Origin of the sequence: Actomonas spartinae (assembly GCF_051209155.1) — a bacterium.
Taxonomy (GTDB): Bacteria; Verrucomicrobiota; Verrucomicrobiia; order Opitutales; family Opitutaceae; genus Actomonas.
The window spans coordinates 60,583-76,657 of sequence record NZ_JBPJGB010000001.1 but is presented as its reverse complement, the minus strand read 5'-3'; the positions used below and the strand labels follow the sequence as shown (position 1 = coordinate 76,657).

The following is a 16,075-nucleotide window of genomic DNA, read 5'->3' as shown; positions in this document are numbered from 1 at the left end:
ACCGCGCAGTCACGGCGGGCCCAGCGGTCCCGCCCTACCCCTGTTCACATTGCGACCGGAAAACCGGCCTTGTTCAAGGCGCGCCGGAGCGCGCGCAAATGGGCGGCGTCGCGCGTCTCCACCGTGCACACCGCCTGCACCGCGCTCACATCGGCGCCGCTGAAAGCGCGATCATGGGCAATGTCGCGCACACTCGCGCCGGCTTCGGCGATCACCCGCGTGAGGGCGGCGAGGCCGCCCGGACGATCGCTGATGGTGACCGTGAGCCGACCGAGGCGGCCATCGGTCACCAGACCGCGTTCGATGACCCGCGAAAGCGTGGTTGGATCGATGTTGCCCCCGCACACCGCGAGCACGACCCGCTTGCCGCGCAACTCGGGCAGCTGACCGGCGAGCATGGCGCCGAGTGGCGCGGCAGCGGCGCCTTCCACGACGATTTTTTCGCGCTCCAAGTAACGCAGGATGGCGAGCGCGATCCATTCTTCGGATACGGCGACCACGCGATCGAGCAGTGGTCGGGCGAGCTCGAAGGCGTTGGCGCCGACCCGCAGCACGGCCAAGCCATCGGCCAGCGTGGAGCGGCGCGGGATCGTCACGGGACCGCCTTTCTTAAGCGCGGCGGAAAAGCTCGCAGTGGCCTTGGACTCCACACCGATCACCTGAACGTCCGGCTTGAGCGCCTTGGCGGCGACAGCGAGTCCAGCGATGAGTCCGGCTCCGCCGACAGGCGCCACGATGGCGTCGACGTCGGGCACCTGGCGCAGGATTTCAAGGGCCATGGTGCCCTGCCCCGCGATGATGTCGGGATCGTCGAAGCCGTGGACATAGGCCAAGCCCTCGCGTGCCACGTAGTCATCCGCCACGGCGCGGGCCGCGGCAAAATCCGTCCCCTGCACGACCACGCGGGCGCCGAGGTTTTCGCAGGTCGCGACTTTGATGAGCGGCGCATAGTCGGGCATCACGACGGTGACCGGGATGCCGAGCAGTTGGCCATGGTAGGCGAGCCCGAGCGCATGGTTGCCCGCCGAGGCCGCCACGACGCCGCGTTGACGCTGCGCCGGGGAAAGCCGCAACAAGGCGTTGCGGGCGCCGCGCTCTTTGAACGAGCCGGTGCGTTGCAGGTTGTCGAGTTTGCAGAAGACACGCGCGCCAGTGAGTTCAGACAGCGGAATCGATTCCGGACAGGGTGTGACCTGAATTCCGCCGGCGATGCGGCGCGCAGCGCTTCGAATGGCAGCGAGCGTGACAGACATGGTGGCAGCATGGGCGAAGCACCGACGCGGGAAACTGAATTTCCGCCACTTGGCGGACCAAAATGCAGGGTTGACACCCGTCTTTAATTTCAAAAATTACTGAAAATATGGAAATCACACCGGTCATGCGCACCTTCATCCTCCACTGGGGCGAAATGGGCACGAAGTGGGGCATCAGTCGCTCGGTCGCCCAGGTGCATGCCCTGCTCTACCTCGCGGGCGAGCCCCTGCCGGCGGACGAGATCGTGACCCACCTGGAGATTGCCCGGTCGAATGTGAGCATGAGCCTGAAGGAGCTGCAGGCTTGGGGACTCATTCGCACGGTGCACCGCACCGGTGACCGCCGCGATTTCTACGAGACCCACTATGACGTCTGGGAATTGTTCAAAATCATCATGATAGAGCGCCAGCGGCGCGAAATCGACCCGACGGTGAAACTACTCGATGCCTGCGTCGAAGAGAGCGCGGCCAATGAAGCCGCAGCGAACCCCGAGCGTCATCAACGTTTGGTCGCAATGCAGGAGTTTTTGACCCTCTCCGCTTCCTGGGGCCGACGCACTTCCCAGCTCTCCGCCCAGAAGATGAAGAAGTTGGCTCAGCTGGGAGACACGATTTTCCGACTCATTGAATGAGTTGTTTTTAATTCTAAATTTCAAAACTTTCTGAATTACCGAAATAATATGAATACAACCATCCTCGGCTACCTGCTCTATCTGATTCTGGCGATCGGCCTCACGGTCTGGGTCGCACGCACGCTGCACGCCAATGGCCGCGTGTTTTTGATCGAGGCCTTCCACGGTCGCACCGACATGGCCGACGCAGTCAACCACCTGCTCGTGGTGGGCTTTTATCTGGTGAACCTCGGCTTCGTCACCCTCGCCCTCCGCAGCGGCACGCCCCCCGCCACGATGCCGGACGTGATCCTCTACGTAAGCACCAAGGTCGGTCTCGCGATGCTGGTGCTGGGCGCGATGCACTTCTTCAACCTCTTCAACTTCGACAAAATGCGTCGCAAGGCGAAGCGCAGCGAGGCCGCCAAAGCTTGAGGATCGACCGATGAAACACCTGTGGTGGCGCACGTTGTTAGCGATGGTCGGCGGCATCGCGCTTTTCGCACTCGGTTTCGCAATCGTCTTGGGAACCACGGAACGTGGCGCGGCTTGGTTCGACCTTATCAGTCTCGCGGCTTACGTCGCTCTTGTCACGGCGTGCTTTGCGCTGCCGGCATGGTTCATCTCGGTGTTGCCACTGACCCTGTCAGGCTTCGGTCGGCGCGCCCTCACCCATCGGGTTTGGATGGAGTGCAGCTGGGCAATCATCGGCCCGCTGTCCTTTGCCGTCATTATGGCGATAGGCCAAGCGTTTCCCCCACCCGCCATGTTTGTGATGCCGACGCTGGTCGGCGCTTTGGCAGGACTCTCGATGCGGGCGGTCCTGGCCCGCAGGCCCTTGCCGCGAAAGGAAACCGTATGAAAACCGTGATCGCGAGCGGCAGTCCGCTCAACCACACCGTATTGGAAAAATCGCTACGCAAGGCCTACTCGGCCGAGAAGGCCGCTTCGCTCGCCTACATCGGCCACGCCCGTTCGCTGCGGGACGCGACCGAGGTGGCCCGGATCAAGCGGATCGAAGCCGACGAGTGGGCGCACCGGCGTGAGGTGGGGAAGATCATGGCCCGCCACGGGATCAAGCCATCGTGGCGGCTCGAGATCAGCTATACGGTCATCGGCACGCTGATTGGTTGGAGTTGCTCCGTGATCGGTCGCTTCATGCCCTACTTCTTCGCGGGCAAACTCGAGAGCGGCAACGTGTGTGAATACTTTGTGATGATTCGGCATTTTCACGCGCTCGGCATCAACGACTACGACGAGGTGCTCCACGAAATGGGGATGAAGGAGAAGGGGCACGAAGTGTATTTCCTCGAACTCATCGCAAACGAGCCGTGGCTGCCGTGGTTCGAACGCCTCTTCGCCTGGGGAAAGTCGAAGTCGGCCAACGACGTCGACCTGTCGGCGCCGCCGGCGGCGGGGAACGCTCACAGCATTTGCCAGCGAACGGAGTAGGAAGAGTCGAGCGTTCCGGGACTGGGGCAGGTAAACACGCGGGCGGTCTCCGACCGCGTCGACCATGGGTCGACAAAAAAGCCGCGAACGGGAGACGTTCGCGGCCGGTGATTTGGACAATGAAACTAGGCGGCGCCTTAGGGCTGCTGGTTTTGTTTCCAACGCGGGCGTTCGCCGTCGGGGCCGCGGCCCTGGCCCGGACCGGCAGCGTGGCGGGCGATGAGGCGTTGGCGGGCGGCGGACCACTCGGCGTCGCTCACCTGGCCGTCTCCGTCGGTGTCGACGCGGGCCATCAGACGCGGGCGGTTGGGTAATTCGGCGCGCAGGCGGGCTTCGGCGGCGGCGCGCTCCGCGGCGCTGATCTGGCCATCACCGTCCGTATCGAGGCGTTCGCGCATGCGCTGACCGCGTTCACCATCGGGACCGCGGCCGAAGCGTTCCCCGTTTTGGCGGCGTTCCATCATGGCGGTGTGCGCAGCGGCGCGTTCATCGGCGTTGAGTTGACCGTCACCGTCGAGGTCGAAGCGTTCGAGCACCCGAGGCGGCGGTTGGCCACCCGGACCACGGCCGGGAGGCGGAGTCGGGGCGGCGGTATCGTCGGATTGAGCGAGCAGCAGGGAGCCGCTGAAGGTGGTGGCGGCAACGAGGAGGGAAGCGATGAGTTTGCGATTCATGATTTTTAAGGGATTGAGCTTCGCTGGTTGCTGGGACAAGACGACCGCCAGTGCGCCGGGTTACATTTCCGGATTCGGTGCCCAACCTTTTCGCGCGCCGATGTTTCAAGTCACCTTTGCCGAGCAGGCCATGCAGGAGCTGAACAAGCTCGATAAACTCACGCAGCTCACCGCGATCGAGCCGCTGAGTTCGCTGCGTGCCATTGACCTCGAGCGACCGCGCGAGCCGCTCGGCAAATTCGCGCGCGGTGGCCGTGACCTGTATCGTTTGCGCAGTGGTGAACTGCGGTTTTACTTCGAGGTCCGCGAAGAAGAGACCCTCCACGTGCTTTACATCCTGCACGAACACTCGCTGGAGGATTTCCTGCTGCGCAACAAGTTACCCGTGTCGGAACAGCAGCTCGTCGAGCAACACTCGAAGTTCTGGAAATACCTCGAATCGATCACCAAGCGCTGAGGCCCCCCGCCCCGGTTTGCCCGTTCCCGCCCCCCCTTTTTCATGACGCCCGAAACGCCACCGTCGCCGGAGCGCGAGGATCCGTTCTCCCCGGAGAATGCGAGCCGCATCTATTTCCTGCCGAACCTGATGACGGCGGGCAACCTGTTCTGTGGTTTTGTCGCGTGCATCAAGTGCATCCAGGCGCACTACCTGATGCGGGGGTCGGCCGTGATCACGCCCGACGCAAGTGACCTGTTTGCCGAGGCGGTGTGGCTGATCTTCGGCGCGATGGCGTTTGATGTGCTTGATGGGCGCCTGGCGCGCATGGGCGGCAAGGAGTCCTTGTTTGGCGGCGAGTTCGATTCATTGGCCGACGTGATCTCCTTTGGTCTCACACCGGCGTTGATGATGTTCTTCCTCATCCTGTCGCCGACGCAGGGTTATCCAATTTTTCAGAAGATCGGGTGGTTCTTCGGGTTCGTTTATTTGCTGTGCGCGGCGATCCGCCTCGCCCGCTTCAACGTGATCACCCATCCGCTGATCATCAAAACCAGGAAATCGGGCACGAAGGACTTCATCGGGCTGCCCGTGCCCGCAGCCGCTGGCACGGTGGCGGCCTTGGTGTTGTTTCTCCTGAACCTGGCGAAGCACGACCGCGAACTGCAGTATTGGGCGCTCGCCCTGCCACCGCTGCTGTTGCTGATCGCCGTCCTGATGGTGAGCACCATCCGTTACCCGAGCGGCAAGCAGATCGATATGCAGACCAAGACGCCCCTGGTTTCCCTCGTGCTCGTGGTGTGCGCGGCCGGCGCGATCATGGCATTCAAGGAGGTCGGCATGCTGCTGGTGATGCTCGGCTACATCTTCTTCGGCCTCTTCCGGGCTTGGCGCGAACGCGGCACCACCAAGCCCGCTGAACCGACTGGGGAAAGCGCGTGAATAAGTTGGGGGTCGCCGACCAACAACTTTCGCCTTGGGAAAAACCGGCCGTTTGTTCGCAGTTTCTCGAGACTTGTTCACAGCTCGCGCCGGCCCCGGTTTTCAGAGGAGAACGGGCGGCTCCGGACCGGGTTATTGCCGTTTTTCCGGCCCATAATAAGACGACTCCAATTACTTATTGAATCAGGTATCTTTTGGGCTTTGTTAACTTTCGCGTTTCACGCCCCGTGAAACCCCGCCCCTCGTCATGAAACTCAAGATCAACCGCGACCACTTCAGCAACGGACTCGCCCAGGTTCTCAACGTCGTCGGCTCCAAGGCCACGATGCCCATCCTCAGCAACGTGCTGATCGAGGCCGAGGGGAACCACATCACGCTCACCACGACCAACCTCGATCTGGGCATCCGTTGTAAGATCAAGGCCGATGTGAAGGAAGGCGGCGCGGTCACCCTCCCGGTTAAGCGTCTCGCCACCATCGTCCGCGAGCTGCCCAACCAGGATGTGAGTTTCGACGCCACCGCCAATCACCAGGTGAAGCTCACCTCGGGCGGGTCCACCTTCCGCATCATGGGCATCGGCAAGGACGAGTTCCCCCCGCTGCCGGAGTTCGGCGACGACCGGACCTTCACCCTCGAGCAGAGCGAGCTCACCTCGATGCTCAAGAGCGTGGCCTACGCCCAGTCGAGCGACGAGACGCGCTACATCCTCAACGGCGTGTATTTCAATTTCCGCGACGGCAAACTCTCGCTCGTCGCCACCGATGGCCGCCGCCTCGCCCTCACCTCCAAGGAGATGGAAGTGCCCGAGGACGCGTCCGGCGCGATCATCCTGCCGGCCAAGACCGTCTCCGAGCTCCAGCGCATGCTCGACAAGGGCGCCAAGCTGAAGGTCTCGTTCAACGAGCGCCGCGCCGCGTTCCAGATCCAGACCGACAAGGACAGCTCCGGCCTCATCGACTCCATCTACCTCTATTCCAAGGTCGTGGAGGGCAATTATCCCAATTACCAACAGGTTATTCCCAAGGAGACGCACCAGCGCATCAAGCTTGAGCGCGAGCTGCTCCAGCAATGCATCCACCGCGCCGCCCTCGTCTGCTCGGAGAAGAGCAACTCGGTGAAGCTCAAGATGTCCTCCAACCTGCTCGAAATCACCGCGCAGAGCCCCGACTTCGGTGAGGCCCACGAGTCGATGGCGATCGATTACAGTGGTCCGGACCTGCAGGTCGCCTTCAACCCGCAGTTCCTGCTCGATCCGCTCAAGGCCCTGCAAAAGGACGAAGTGTTCTTTGAAGTGAAGGACGAGGTGAGCCCCGGCGTGTTCAAGACGCTCGAGAGCTTCATCTGCGTCATCATGCCAGTGCGTCTGAGCTAAGTCTCAGCCACACGCCAACTTCCACTTTTACGGGCCGGGCGTTCCAGCGTCCGGCCCTTCTTGTCTCCAACCCTGCTTCATGGATCCCACTTATCCCGTCGTCACCGCCATGGTGGTGTCGCTGGTCCTGTTTCAGATCAACCAGCGCCGCTTCTCACCCTTGCTGGCAATCTTCAATCGCTGGCTGCGGTGGCTGATCTTTGGCTTCGGTCTGGCCAAGATCTTCGTCGACCTCGGCCTCAGCCAACGACCCTATTGGGTCCTGGCGGTGACCTGCCTGCTGGTTTACTTCCTCATCGAGACGATTTATCGCTGGCTGGAGATCAAGGCGCTGAGCCTCAGCCCGATTCCACTTTTCCCGCGCTTTCGCGTGAATTCCAGCGGCGAGGAGTGGCCTACCCAACCCCGCCTGCTGAAAGTCCGCGATTGGCTGCGCAAAGAGGGTTTTCACGCCGTCCAGTCGCTCAAGGCCGAGCTCGCGCCGGGTTTTGCGCTGCGAATGTCGGTTTATCAGGACTCATCGGACAAGTTGCGGGTGCAGGTGCTCTTCCTGCCCCAGCCGGGCGGCAACATCGTGATGTGCGCCAGCCTCATTTCGATCACCAGCAGCGGCTACCGCTACGTGACCGACAACCTCTTCCTGCCCTTTGCCGGGTTTTATCCGGAGAACTGGCTGGTCGACCGCAGCCCGTGGCGGCGCTCGATCGCTTCGCTGGTGAAGCGCCACCGCGTCCGCCTGATGACGGAGAAGGATCCGTTGGTGGAGTGGGAAACCGAACCCCTGGCCGACCTCAACGCCCAGCAGCACGCCATGGAGCAGGTGAACACCGAGCTCGGCTTCCTGTTTCCGCATCACGAGCGCGAGGAGCACGGCAAGATGACGGTCGAGGCCCGTTACCGCGTGTGGAAGGAAGCGTGGTTTCTCAACTACTTCGGCCGCAGCTCGCGGTATGAGTGAGCGAACCCCCGGGGGTCGAGCCGCAGCGTGATTTGACGGGTTGTTTGGCGGCGCCGGGGTTGGTGCTGCATGCCCCGCTTTGGTTCGCGTTGTCTGCCGCTGGTTCTGACGCTGTTCGGCGTCTTGTCGGCACAGGGGGCGGAGAACCTGCCGCTGCCGGAGACGCAGCAACACGAATTTGTCTCCCGCTACACCGGCCGACGCTATCAGTTGCGGGTCGGTTTGCCCCGGTATTACGACCCGACGCGGCAGGATTACACCGTCGTGTATCAGCTCGACGCGCAATGGGACTTTTTCCGGGTTTGGGCGATCACCCGGGCGCTCGAATACGACGGCCGGCTCGCGCCGATGATCGTGTGCGGCATCACCTACGGTGGCGCCGACCCCAACTACGGCCAACTGCGCCAGCGCGACTACACGCCGACGCCCGCCTTGGGACAGGGCGAAAGCGGTGAGGCCAATCTGTTTCTGCAAACGGTGGCCAACGAGATCGTTCCGCTGATGGAGACGCGTTACGCCTGTCGGCGGGGTGAACGCATCCTCATGGGCTCCTCTTACGGCGGATTATTCACAGGTTATGCCCTGCTCAATGATGGGGGGCTTTTCACGGGTTACGTGCTCTCGAGTCCCTCGATGTGGTTCGACAACGAGGTGATGGTGCAGCGTGCGCAGCAATGGAGCGGGGCGAGTGCGCAACGCGGGATCAAAGTCCGCATCATCACCGGAGCATCGGAGAATTACACCCAACGCATCGGTGCTCAGGACTTTTACAACGCGCTGCAGGGCCTCAATCTGCCCGGGTTGGATCTGGGGTTGGACTTTGAGCCCAGCGAACGCCACGGGGCGGTGGCAGAGATGGCTTACCTGGAAGGTTTGCCGCAGGTGGTGCAAGCGCAGCTGGTGCCGCTGAAACGTGGTGACCCGGCGCCTCGCAACTGGACGCCCTCCGAGCCAAAGGTGGACTGGTGGGTGGACCAGGTTTGGCGCAGCACCGATGCACGCACGGGTGCCCGGCGGCGCTTGGTGCTCAACGACCCGGTGGCGCCGGCGCGTTCCACCTATGCGGCCGGGGTGATTTACGTGATGGATGGACAGTGGGGCGACTTTCGCGCGGTCGACGGGCACTTCGGGTCCTTGCTCTACGACTACGAGACCTCGAGCTCGATTCTGCGGGCGGGCTTGGACTGGGAAGCGCCCAGCAATCGTGTGCTGATGCAGTGGCGGGAGCAGGCCTTCGACCTCGAAACCGGGGGCGGCGCCGCCGATACGCGGGCTTGGGTGCGCGACGAGGTGATTCCCCAGGTCGAGGGCCCGCTGAACAGCCCGGCCGGTTACCGCATGATTGTGGCCAGCGAAAAGGCGGCGGCGTGGGCTCTCGCCGACCTGTTGAGCGAGGAACCGAGCTTTGACCGGTATCTCTTGGTCTCACCGGATGTCGGCGCTGCGGACAGGCCCTTGTGGCAACTCGAAGCGACCCGGGCGGCCCGCGGCGGCGATCTGAGCGCCCGCGTGATGATCTACAGCGGCGGCGACGAGTCGTTGAGCGAAATACGGCAGCCCTTGGCCGACTTCGTGGCGCGGTTGCGGTCACGCAACTACGCCAACCTCACCTTGCAGACCACGACCTTGGACGGACGGGGCTATGCGCAGGCCAAAATCGAGGGTTATCACAAGGGCCTGCGGCAGATGATCCGCTGAAGCCCCGTGTCGGCTCAGCGGAAGTAGTCGGCCAGGTTGACGGCGACGGTGGACTCGATGGCCTGGCCGTCTTCGAGCGCGGGCAGGTAAACCAGATTTTTGATGATGTCCCGCTGAGCGGCGGAGACGATTTGGTCGTCTGAGGCGAAGCCGACGAACTGTCCCTGCGCGTCGATCTTTACCAGAATCGGTTGGTCGAGTGGCGCGGAGCTCGGGGCGGCTTTGAGCTCGGGTGGAGCGAGCTCCCAAACGGCGCAGGCCGGCAGGGTTTCACCGCGGTGGTTGGCGGTGTGGTCGAGCAAGAGGTATTGGCGGGCTTCTTCTTCCGTGAGTTCGAAGCGCTTTTCGGAGAGGTTGGTGGCGAGCTCCTTGCCGGAGTTGAAGAGATGAAGCTTCACCTCGAGGATCTCGGAGTCTGGCGGAATCCCGGTCTGCAACATGGTGATCTTGCGCGGGCGCGGGCCGATTTCGCCGATGGGTTTGTAGAAGTTCACATCGTCGATCGTGCCGTTGGGCAGGCGGACTCGGGCGAGGGCGACGCAGTAGGCGTGCGACATGGTGCTCGGCGCGGAGACGCTGAAGCGTAGCTCCACGGCGTCGTGCCCCTGCGATTCCCCGCGGTTGTGGATTTCCTTGGAGGCGGTATCCGGGCTGGTCATGTCGGTGAGCATGGCCTGCTCGCTGAGGCCGGATTGCAGGGCGTTCATCAACTCCGGTCGCACGTCCTGATCGTTGGCGACCACCATGCCGTCGCCGTCCGGGCTGGGAGCCATCACCACCGAGGAAGCGCCGACCGCCCGCAGCTCGGTCATCATGGCCTGATCCTGCTGGTAGTTCATGATGTTGGTCTGGCGGCCCACCCACTGTTTGTAGGGATCGCTGGCCGGGGAGTAGGTGGTCTCGTATTCGAGATCGGCAATCGCCGCGTCCTGGTTGCTGACCTTGGGGACGAGTTTCCAGCGGAAGCCCGATGTGCGCTCGATCTCCTCAAGTTGGCCGGCTTCGGAGGCGACGAGGGCGGTGCGACCCTCGATGTTGCGGACCTGCATCATTTCCAAGCCGTTGGGCACGAACAGGTCGACGCCCACGAACAACTGATGGGTGCGTTCCGGGGCGGCCTTGGAGGTGACGACCCGCGGTTTGGGTTGCGCCGCCAAGGGGGCAGCGACGAGGCAAATGAGCCAAATGGCGGTCGCGACGGTGATACCTTGTCGTCGCAAACGGTGAATCACGGTTTGGGACATGAAGCAGATGGTGTGGTTGAGTCGATGGGGTAAGCAGACGGCAGGACGCGCAGTCGAGCCAGTCTCGTTGCCATTGGATGGCAACGGAAGGAGAGTGTTCCCACTCTGTCGTGGGGTGCAAATCGCATCCTGAGTTTCCGTGAAGCAGGGTGGGCGACGGGAATGGGAGCAAAAGCTGACGGAAATTGAATCCGTTTCGTTGGCGAGGGCGAAAGCCATGGCAACGGAACTTGCGGCACGTCGCCGCCAAGCCGGGAACCAAAACCAAACCGATCCTCCCATGAAGATGAAATCAATGCTCCTCGCCGGGGCCCTGATCAGCTCCGTTTCCGTTGTTTCCGCCGACCACCACGCCAAACCGATGGCCAAGGCCGACCTCGTCGACACGGCGGTCGCCGCCGGCCAGTTCAAAACCCTGGCCGCCGCGCTCGGCGCCGCCGATCTGGTTAACGCCCTCAAGGGCGACGGCCCGTTCACGGTCTTTGCGCCGACCGACGCCGCCTTTGCCAAGCTGCCGGCCGGCACGGTCGAGTCCCTCCTCAAGCCCGAGAACAAGGACCAGCTCGTCGAGGTGCTCACCTATCACGTGGTCGCCGCCAAGGTGCCCGCCAAGGTTGCCGTGACCCTCGACGAAGCCAACACGCTCAGTGGCGGCACGCTCGCCGTCACCCGCCGTGGCGGTGATTTGTTTCTCAATGACTCCAAGGTCATCCAAACCGACATCATGGCCACCAACGGCATCATCCACGTGATCGACACGGTGCTCCTGCCACCGTCGCTCTCCGCCAGCCATGCCGCTCCGTCGGCCCCCGTGCAACAGCTCGCCCGTGCGGCGATCGATCGTGGGGTCCCGCTCTACAACCACGGCAACCACCGCGCCTGCGAAGCCGTCTACGCGATGGCGATCGAGGCGATGCTGACCCTGCCGAACAGTGAGCTCTCCAGCGGTCAGCGGCAGGCGCTGCGCGACGCCATGCACACCGTGGGCCGCCACCGCAGCGCCACGACCAACGCCTGGACCCTGCGCCACGCGCTCGATGCGGTGATGGCGCCGGCGATGACGCAAAACCTGATGGCGAAGCGCTGACGGCGGTTGTCACGCGGCCCAAGTCTGTCTCAGTGCTCACATGGCCCCTCCGGGAGCAGACGACACCGATGCTGACATTTTGCCGCGCGTGGCCCGGCGCGATGGCCGGGCGATGCATGAGTGCATCGCCCGGTTCAGCCCTCTCGTCTGGTCCATCATCCGGCGCTACGTGCAACCCGATACCGAAGCCGAGGACGTCGTGCAGGAAGCCTTCACCGAACTCTGGCAAAAAGCCGGCCGCTTCGACCCGGCGCGCGCCTCCGCCGTCACCTTCATCGGCCTCGTTGCCCGTCGCCGCGCCATCGACTGGCTGCGTCGCAAGGGGCGGCGACCGACCGCCGAGCCCTTGCCGCCCGACCTCGACCGCCTGATGGTCGACTCGCCCCCTCGCATCCAAAAGATGGATACCGAACACCTTCACTCCGCCCTGGCGACGCTGCCCGCGGTCACCCGGGAGCTGTTGCAGCTGCATTTCGCGGACGGCTTGAGCCATCCCGAAATCGCCGAGCGCACCGGCCAGCCCCTCGGCACCGTCAAAACCCGCCTGCGCCGGGGCCTCCTCGAATTGCGCCAACGCCTGGGCGCGCAAGCCTCCAACCCCGCCACCTCATGAACCCCCGCGAACGAGCAGACCGATTTGCCGAGCTGGACGCCGCCCGCGCCCTGGGCGACCTTTCGCCGGAAGAACTCATGGAGTGGCAGCAACTGGTGGACGAGCACGGCTTCGAACCCGATGGCACCCTCGATCTCTTGGTGGCCGGACTTGAAAGCACCCTCGCACCGGCCGTCGAAGCCCCCCCGGCTGGACTGCGGCAGCGTTTGGAGGCCGACACCGCGGCGTTTGCGGCCGAGGCGCCGGCTGAGGTCATCCCGTTCTGGCGCAATGCGGCGTTGGGCTGGGCGGTGGCGGCTGGTTTTGCGATTTTGTTGATGGTGCAAGGCACGCAACCCGAGCCAGCGCTCCCCTCGCCGGCGGAAGCCCGCAGCGCGCTGCTCGAAGCGAGCGACGCCGTGCGTTTGGATTTCGCCGGCCTGGCCGACTACGGCGGATTGAGTGGCGACGTGGTGTGGTCCGACGACAGCCAGCAGGGCTACATGCGTTTCGCGGGTTTGCCGGCCAACGATCCGACGCAGGCGCAGTATCAATTGTGGATCGTCGACCCCGAGCGCGACGAGCGCCCGGTGGACGGCGGTGTCTTCGACATCCCGGCAAACGCCGGAGAGGTTGTCGTGCCGATCCGCGCCGCACTGCCCGTCGATCGCCCGGTGGCCTTTGTGATCACGGTCGAAAAGCCAGGCGGCGTGGTCGTCTCCGCCCAGGAAACCGTCGCCGCGATCGCACAGCGCGGGTAGGCTAGGCCCCTTCCACCAAGGTCGCTCGAATCAGTTGTCGACCAAGTAGACTTCGATGATGGCGTTGCCGGTGGCGTCGGACTTGGTGCGGACCTGGCTGGAGTAAACACCGGCCGGCAGGCCGACGATGGCGGCGGCGTCGCGGCTTTCGGTGGGCAGGGCAAAGGCGCCGATGTCGTTGGCGTCGGCGGTGATTGCGGGGTCGCCTGCCCAGTCGTCGTTGGTGGCGAGGGTGGTCGAGCCGCGCAGGACGGCGAGTTGCGGATCGGCTAGCACGCCGGGCACGCCGTAGTCGCCCAAGGTCGGGCCGACGGCCCGCACAAGGAGACGGGCGTCGCGCTCGCCCTCAACGACGAAGCCGGCAGTAAGCGTGTCGTCGCCGTTGCCGGCATGGGTGCGCACGGAGAGGTTGACGAGGCGCGAGCGCCAAGAGCGCGGGTGGCGGTTGTAGACCTCGAGCAAGACCACCCCGCCGGGAGTGTCGCCGCGATCGATCACGGCGGAGTAGCCGCCGGGCGGCAGGGTGACGAGCATGGCGGAATCGGCGCTGCCGGCCGGCAGCGCGAAAGCGCCCAACTCGGCGGCGACGGACGCGATTTGGGCGCCATTGGAGTCACCCCAGTCCTCGTTGGTGGCGATCAGGTCACCGTTGGCGTTGAAGAGCTGCAGCGACGGATCGGGCATGGCGCCCTCGACATCGACCGTGGCCAAGGTGGGCCCGACGGCACGAATGAGCGCGGTGAGCGGCTCGTTGCCGCTGATGACAAAGCCGGCGGAGAGACGGCCGCCCCCTGTATCCGGAATCCGGACACGCGTGGACAGGTTGGTGAGGTAGGACTCGGGGACCTGGGTGTAGAGGGTGCGCGTTTGGCTGGCCGCGACGGTCAGCACCTGACTGGCCAGGTGTCGGGGGGCATCAACGAAATCGGCGAGAGGAAGCGAGAGTTCGCCGAAGGCCGCCCGGCCCCGGCCCCAGAGTTCGCCATTTTGGTCGATCCAGACAACGTGGTAGGTTCCGGCGGCGAATTTTCTGACACCGGTGGCAATCAGACGCGGAACATCGTTGCGGAACTCGCTGCCTCCAACCCCGAGCTGCTGCTGGGTATTGATGCCCAACCCCCACAGTCTGCCGTCCTTGGTGAGGAAGTAGGAATTCGATTGGCCGGTGGCGGCGGCTGCTACGTTGTGCGCAATGAATACGGGTGTCGGTGCTTCAGTGCCGGTGCCGGTGCCGAGTTCGCCCGTGACGCTGCGTCCCATCCCCCAAAGACTGCCGTCCGTTTTGATGAACAGAGTATGGATTTCCCCTGCGGCAACTTGGGCAACATCGGTCGCGATTTGGGTGAAGCGTTGGACCTGATTGGTGTGTCCCTGGCCGAGCTGATAGTGGGCGTTCTCTCCGGAGCCCCATAGGATGCCATCAGAGTCGACGTAGTAGGAATTGCCGGCGCGCGCTGCGACATCAATGGCGCCGGTGGCGATTTGCTCCGGCTCCAATTGGTAGGGCGTGAAAGGAATGCCCCAACGTCCATTGTCGCGACTGCCGAGAAACCACAGCGTGCCGTCGGACTTGATGAACATTGCGTGATTGTTGCTGTTGGAAACTTTGACCACCGAGGTGGCCACCAAGTTGGCGTGGTCGGAATACGGGGTGGTTCCCGGCAGGCCGCGCAGATTGCGGTCGTTGGATCCAACGGCCCACAGGGTGAGATCGTCGCGGATAAAAAATGTTGTATAGGCTTCGGACGAGATGGAACGCACCCGCGAGATTGATCGCTGCGGCTCGTAGGAGAAGACAGTGGTCGATGGACCGAGTTGGCCGGTGCTGCCCAATCCCATGCCCCACGCCGTGCCGTCCTTTTTGAGGATCAGTCCATTGTAGGTGCTCAGACTCACGGCTTCGACGTCGTCCATAATCGGAGTCGGCACCGCGCGGTCGATCGTGTCGCCGAGCCCCAGTTGACCTGAATTGTTCTGGCCATATCCCCAAGCCGTTCCGTTGCGATCGACGAAGAGGGTTCCGTAGATGCCGGTCGAGACACTGGCTACGTTTGAGGCGATAACTACCGGAGTGAGTTGAGGGTGACTGGCGTTGGGACCCAGTTCGCCGTTTTCACAAAACCCCATTCCCCACAGCGTGCCGGTTTGGTCGATGAACATGGTGTGACCCCCGGCTGACGATGCGCTCAACACGTTGTCGGCGACTTTGACCGGCGCATCCTGATTCTCCCGATGACCTAGGCCGAGCTGTCCCCAGTAGTTAATGCCGGCCCCCCAAAGTGAGCCGTCGGACTTGATGAACAATGCCGTGTTGCCGCCGTTGATCGCCTGGGTGACTCCACTCGCGAACTGCACCGGCCCGCTGATCTCCGGTCGGTCCGGTAGTGCGAATGGGTTGCCGAAATTTCCTCCCATGCCCCAGAGCGAGCCATCTGTCTTGACCCACAGGGTGTTCACGTCCCCGGCAGCGACGCTGGCCACCTCGGTGCTGATCTCAACCCGCGTGGTGACCGGGTCAGGCAAATTCGGACCGACTTGGCCGACCGTATTTCGCCCCCAGCCGGTCGCACGACCCAGTCCATCCACCATGACCACGATGTTGTAGACGGCGGAGAAATCGGACACCTCGGTGGCGATCGGAGTGAAGGCTTCGTAGGCCGAAGTATCGCCGTTCCAATTGCCAGCCGGGCTATAGCCGGAAGCCAACAAGGTGTTGTCATTGGTCAACAGGAACGAAGCCCAGGCGGTGGTATGGACGCGTTTTATGCCGGACGCGAGGAGGCGTGGCGTGGTGACCAGCGTTGGGATGGGGGCGTTTAGTTCTCCACGCTGGTTTTCGCCATGCCCGACCAAAACCCCTGATTGTGCCCTGACCGGACCAAAGGAGGAAAGCAGGCCGGCCACCATGCCGATGACGGAAACCAACTGGCGACAAAACAACGAGCGGCGGACACTTTGTCCGGGAAACAAGGTCATAAACAATTGGATTAGCGGC

General features: G+C 63.4%; 16 protein-coding genes. 12 read left to right on the top strand and 4 right to left on the bottom strand.

Annotation, left to right across the window (positions count from 1 at the left end; all coding sequences use genetic code 11):
- Positions 1 to 44: 44 nt before the first annotated feature.
- Positions 45 to 1,253, bottom strand: a complete 1,209-nt coding sequence (ilvA, locus tag AC0MRV_RS00325; protein ID WP_472762413.1) for a threonine ammonia-lyase — start codon at positions 1,251 to 1,253, stop codon at positions 45 to 47.
- A 125-nt stretch (positions 1,254 to 1,378) separates the two neighbouring features.
- On the opposite strand from ilvA, the gene AC0MRV_RS00320 reads away from it, so the two are divergent.
- From AC0MRV_RS00320 to AC0MRV_RS00305, 4 genes are read left to right on the top strand one after another with little or no spacing between them, the layout of a single operon-like run.
- Positions 1,379 to 1,885 carry a GbsR/MarR family transcriptional regulator gene (locus AC0MRV_RS00320; RefSeq protein WP_472762412.1) on the top strand — a complete coding sequence of 169 codons (507 nt, stop codon included), beginning with the start codon at positions 1,379 to 1,381 and terminating at the stop codon, positions 1,883 to 1,885.
- 48 nt (positions 1,886 to 1,933) lie between these two features.
- A complete protein-coding gene (locus AC0MRV_RS00315; protein ID WP_472762411.1) occupies positions 1,934 to 2,299 on the top strand; it encodes a hypothetical protein in 366 nt (121 codons plus the stop codon).
- A 10-nt stretch (positions 2,300 to 2,309) separates the two neighbouring features.
- Entirely contained in the window at positions 2,310 to 2,726 is a 417-nt protein-coding gene (locus AC0MRV_RS00310) for a hypothetical protein (protein ID WP_472762410.1), read from the top strand.
- Complete coding sequence (locus tag AC0MRV_RS00305) at positions 2,723 to 3,316, top strand: demethoxyubiquinone hydroxylase family protein (RefSeq protein WP_472762409.1); 594 nt, start codon at positions 2,723 to 2,725, stop codon at positions 3,314 to 3,316. Before AC0MRV_RS00310 ends, AC0MRV_RS00305 begins: the two co-directional genes overlap by 4 nt.
- Before the next feature lie 137 nt (positions 3,317 to 3,453).
- On the opposite strand, the gene AC0MRV_RS00300 is transcribed toward AC0MRV_RS00305, so the two are convergent.
- Complete coding sequence (locus tag AC0MRV_RS00300) at positions 3,454 to 3,990, bottom strand: EF-hand domain-containing protein (RefSeq protein WP_472762408.1); 537 nt, start codon at positions 3,988 to 3,990, stop codon at positions 3,454 to 3,456.
- On the opposite strand from AC0MRV_RS00300, the gene AC0MRV_RS00295 reads away from it, so the two are divergent.
- The 5 genes from AC0MRV_RS00295 to AC0MRV_RS00275 all read left to right on the top strand — a co-directional run bounded on the left by AC0MRV_RS00295 (position 3,974) and on the right by AC0MRV_RS00275 (position 9,396).
- On the top strand, positions 3,974 to 4,447 hold the full coding sequence (locus AC0MRV_RS00295; RefSeq protein WP_472762407.1) for a type II toxin-antitoxin system RelE family toxin: 474 nt from the start codon (positions 3,974 to 3,976) through the stop codon (positions 4,445 to 4,447). The two genes, AC0MRV_RS00300 and AC0MRV_RS00295, sit on opposite strands and share 17 nt — an antisense overlap.
- A gap of 42 nt (positions 4,448 to 4,489) precedes the next feature.
- Positions 4,490 to 5,368 (top strand): CDP-diacylglycerol--serine O-phosphatidyltransferase, encoded by an 879-nt coding sequence (gene pssA, locus AC0MRV_RS00290; RefSeq protein WP_472762406.1) that lies wholly within the window; start codon positions 4,490 to 4,492, stop codon positions 5,366 to 5,368.
- A gap of 247 nt (positions 5,369 to 5,615) precedes the next feature.
- Entirely contained in the window at positions 5,616 to 6,740 is a 1,125-nt protein-coding gene (gene dnaN / locus AC0MRV_RS00285; protein ID WP_472762405.1) for a DNA polymerase III subunit beta, read from the top strand.
- 79 nt (positions 6,741 to 6,819) lie between these two features.
- Positions 6,820 to 7,698, top strand: a complete 879-nt coding sequence (locus AC0MRV_RS00280; protein WP_472762404.1) for a hypothetical protein — start codon at positions 6,820 to 6,822, stop codon at positions 7,696 to 7,698.
- 69 nt (positions 7,699 to 7,767) lie between these two features.
- Positions 7,768 to 9,396, top strand: a complete 1,629-nt coding sequence (locus tag AC0MRV_RS00275) for an alpha/beta hydrolase-fold protein (protein ID WP_472762403.1) — start codon at positions 7,768 to 7,770, stop codon at positions 9,394 to 9,396.
- A 14-nt stretch (positions 9,397 to 9,410) separates the two neighbouring features.
- Here AC0MRV_RS00275 and AC0MRV_RS00270 read toward each other — a convergent pair whose 3' ends face one another.
- A complete protein-coding gene (locus AC0MRV_RS00270) occupies positions 9,411 to 10,640 on the bottom strand; it encodes a hypothetical protein (RefSeq protein ID WP_472762402.1) in 1,230 nt (409 codons plus the stop codon).
- Between the two features lie 280 nt (positions 10,641 to 10,920).
- Here AC0MRV_RS00270 and AC0MRV_RS00265 point away from each other — a divergent pair, with 280 nt between their 5' ends.
- From AC0MRV_RS00265 to AC0MRV_RS00255, 3 genes are read left to right on the top strand one after another with little or no spacing between them, the layout of a single operon-like run.
- Complete coding sequence (locus tag AC0MRV_RS00265) at positions 10,921 to 11,727, top strand: fasciclin domain-containing protein (RefSeq protein ID WP_472762401.1); 807 nt, start codon at positions 10,921 to 10,923, stop codon at positions 11,725 to 11,727.
- Positions 11,728 to 11,767: 40 nt separating this feature from the next.
- Positions 11,768 to 12,340, top strand: a complete 573-nt coding sequence (locus AC0MRV_RS00260) for an RNA polymerase sigma factor (RefSeq protein WP_472762400.1) — start codon at positions 11,768 to 11,770, stop codon at positions 12,338 to 12,340.
- Positions 12,337 to 13,080: an anti-sigma factor domain-containing protein gene (locus AC0MRV_RS00255; RefSeq protein WP_472762399.1), complete on the top strand. Its 744-nt coding sequence runs from the start codon at positions 12,337 to 12,339 to the stop codon at positions 13,078 to 13,080. The genes AC0MRV_RS00260 and AC0MRV_RS00255 overlap by 4 nt, the downstream gene beginning before the upstream one ends.
- 30 nt (positions 13,081 to 13,110) lie before the next feature.
- On the opposite strand, the gene AC0MRV_RS00250 is transcribed toward AC0MRV_RS00255, so the two are convergent.
- Positions 13,111 to 16,056: an RCC1-like domain-containing protein gene (locus tag AC0MRV_RS00250; protein WP_472762398.1), complete on the bottom strand. Its 2,946-nt coding sequence runs from the start codon at positions 16,054 to 16,056 to the stop codon at positions 13,111 to 13,113.
- Between the last annotated feature and the right edge of the window lie 19 nt (positions 16,057 to 16,075).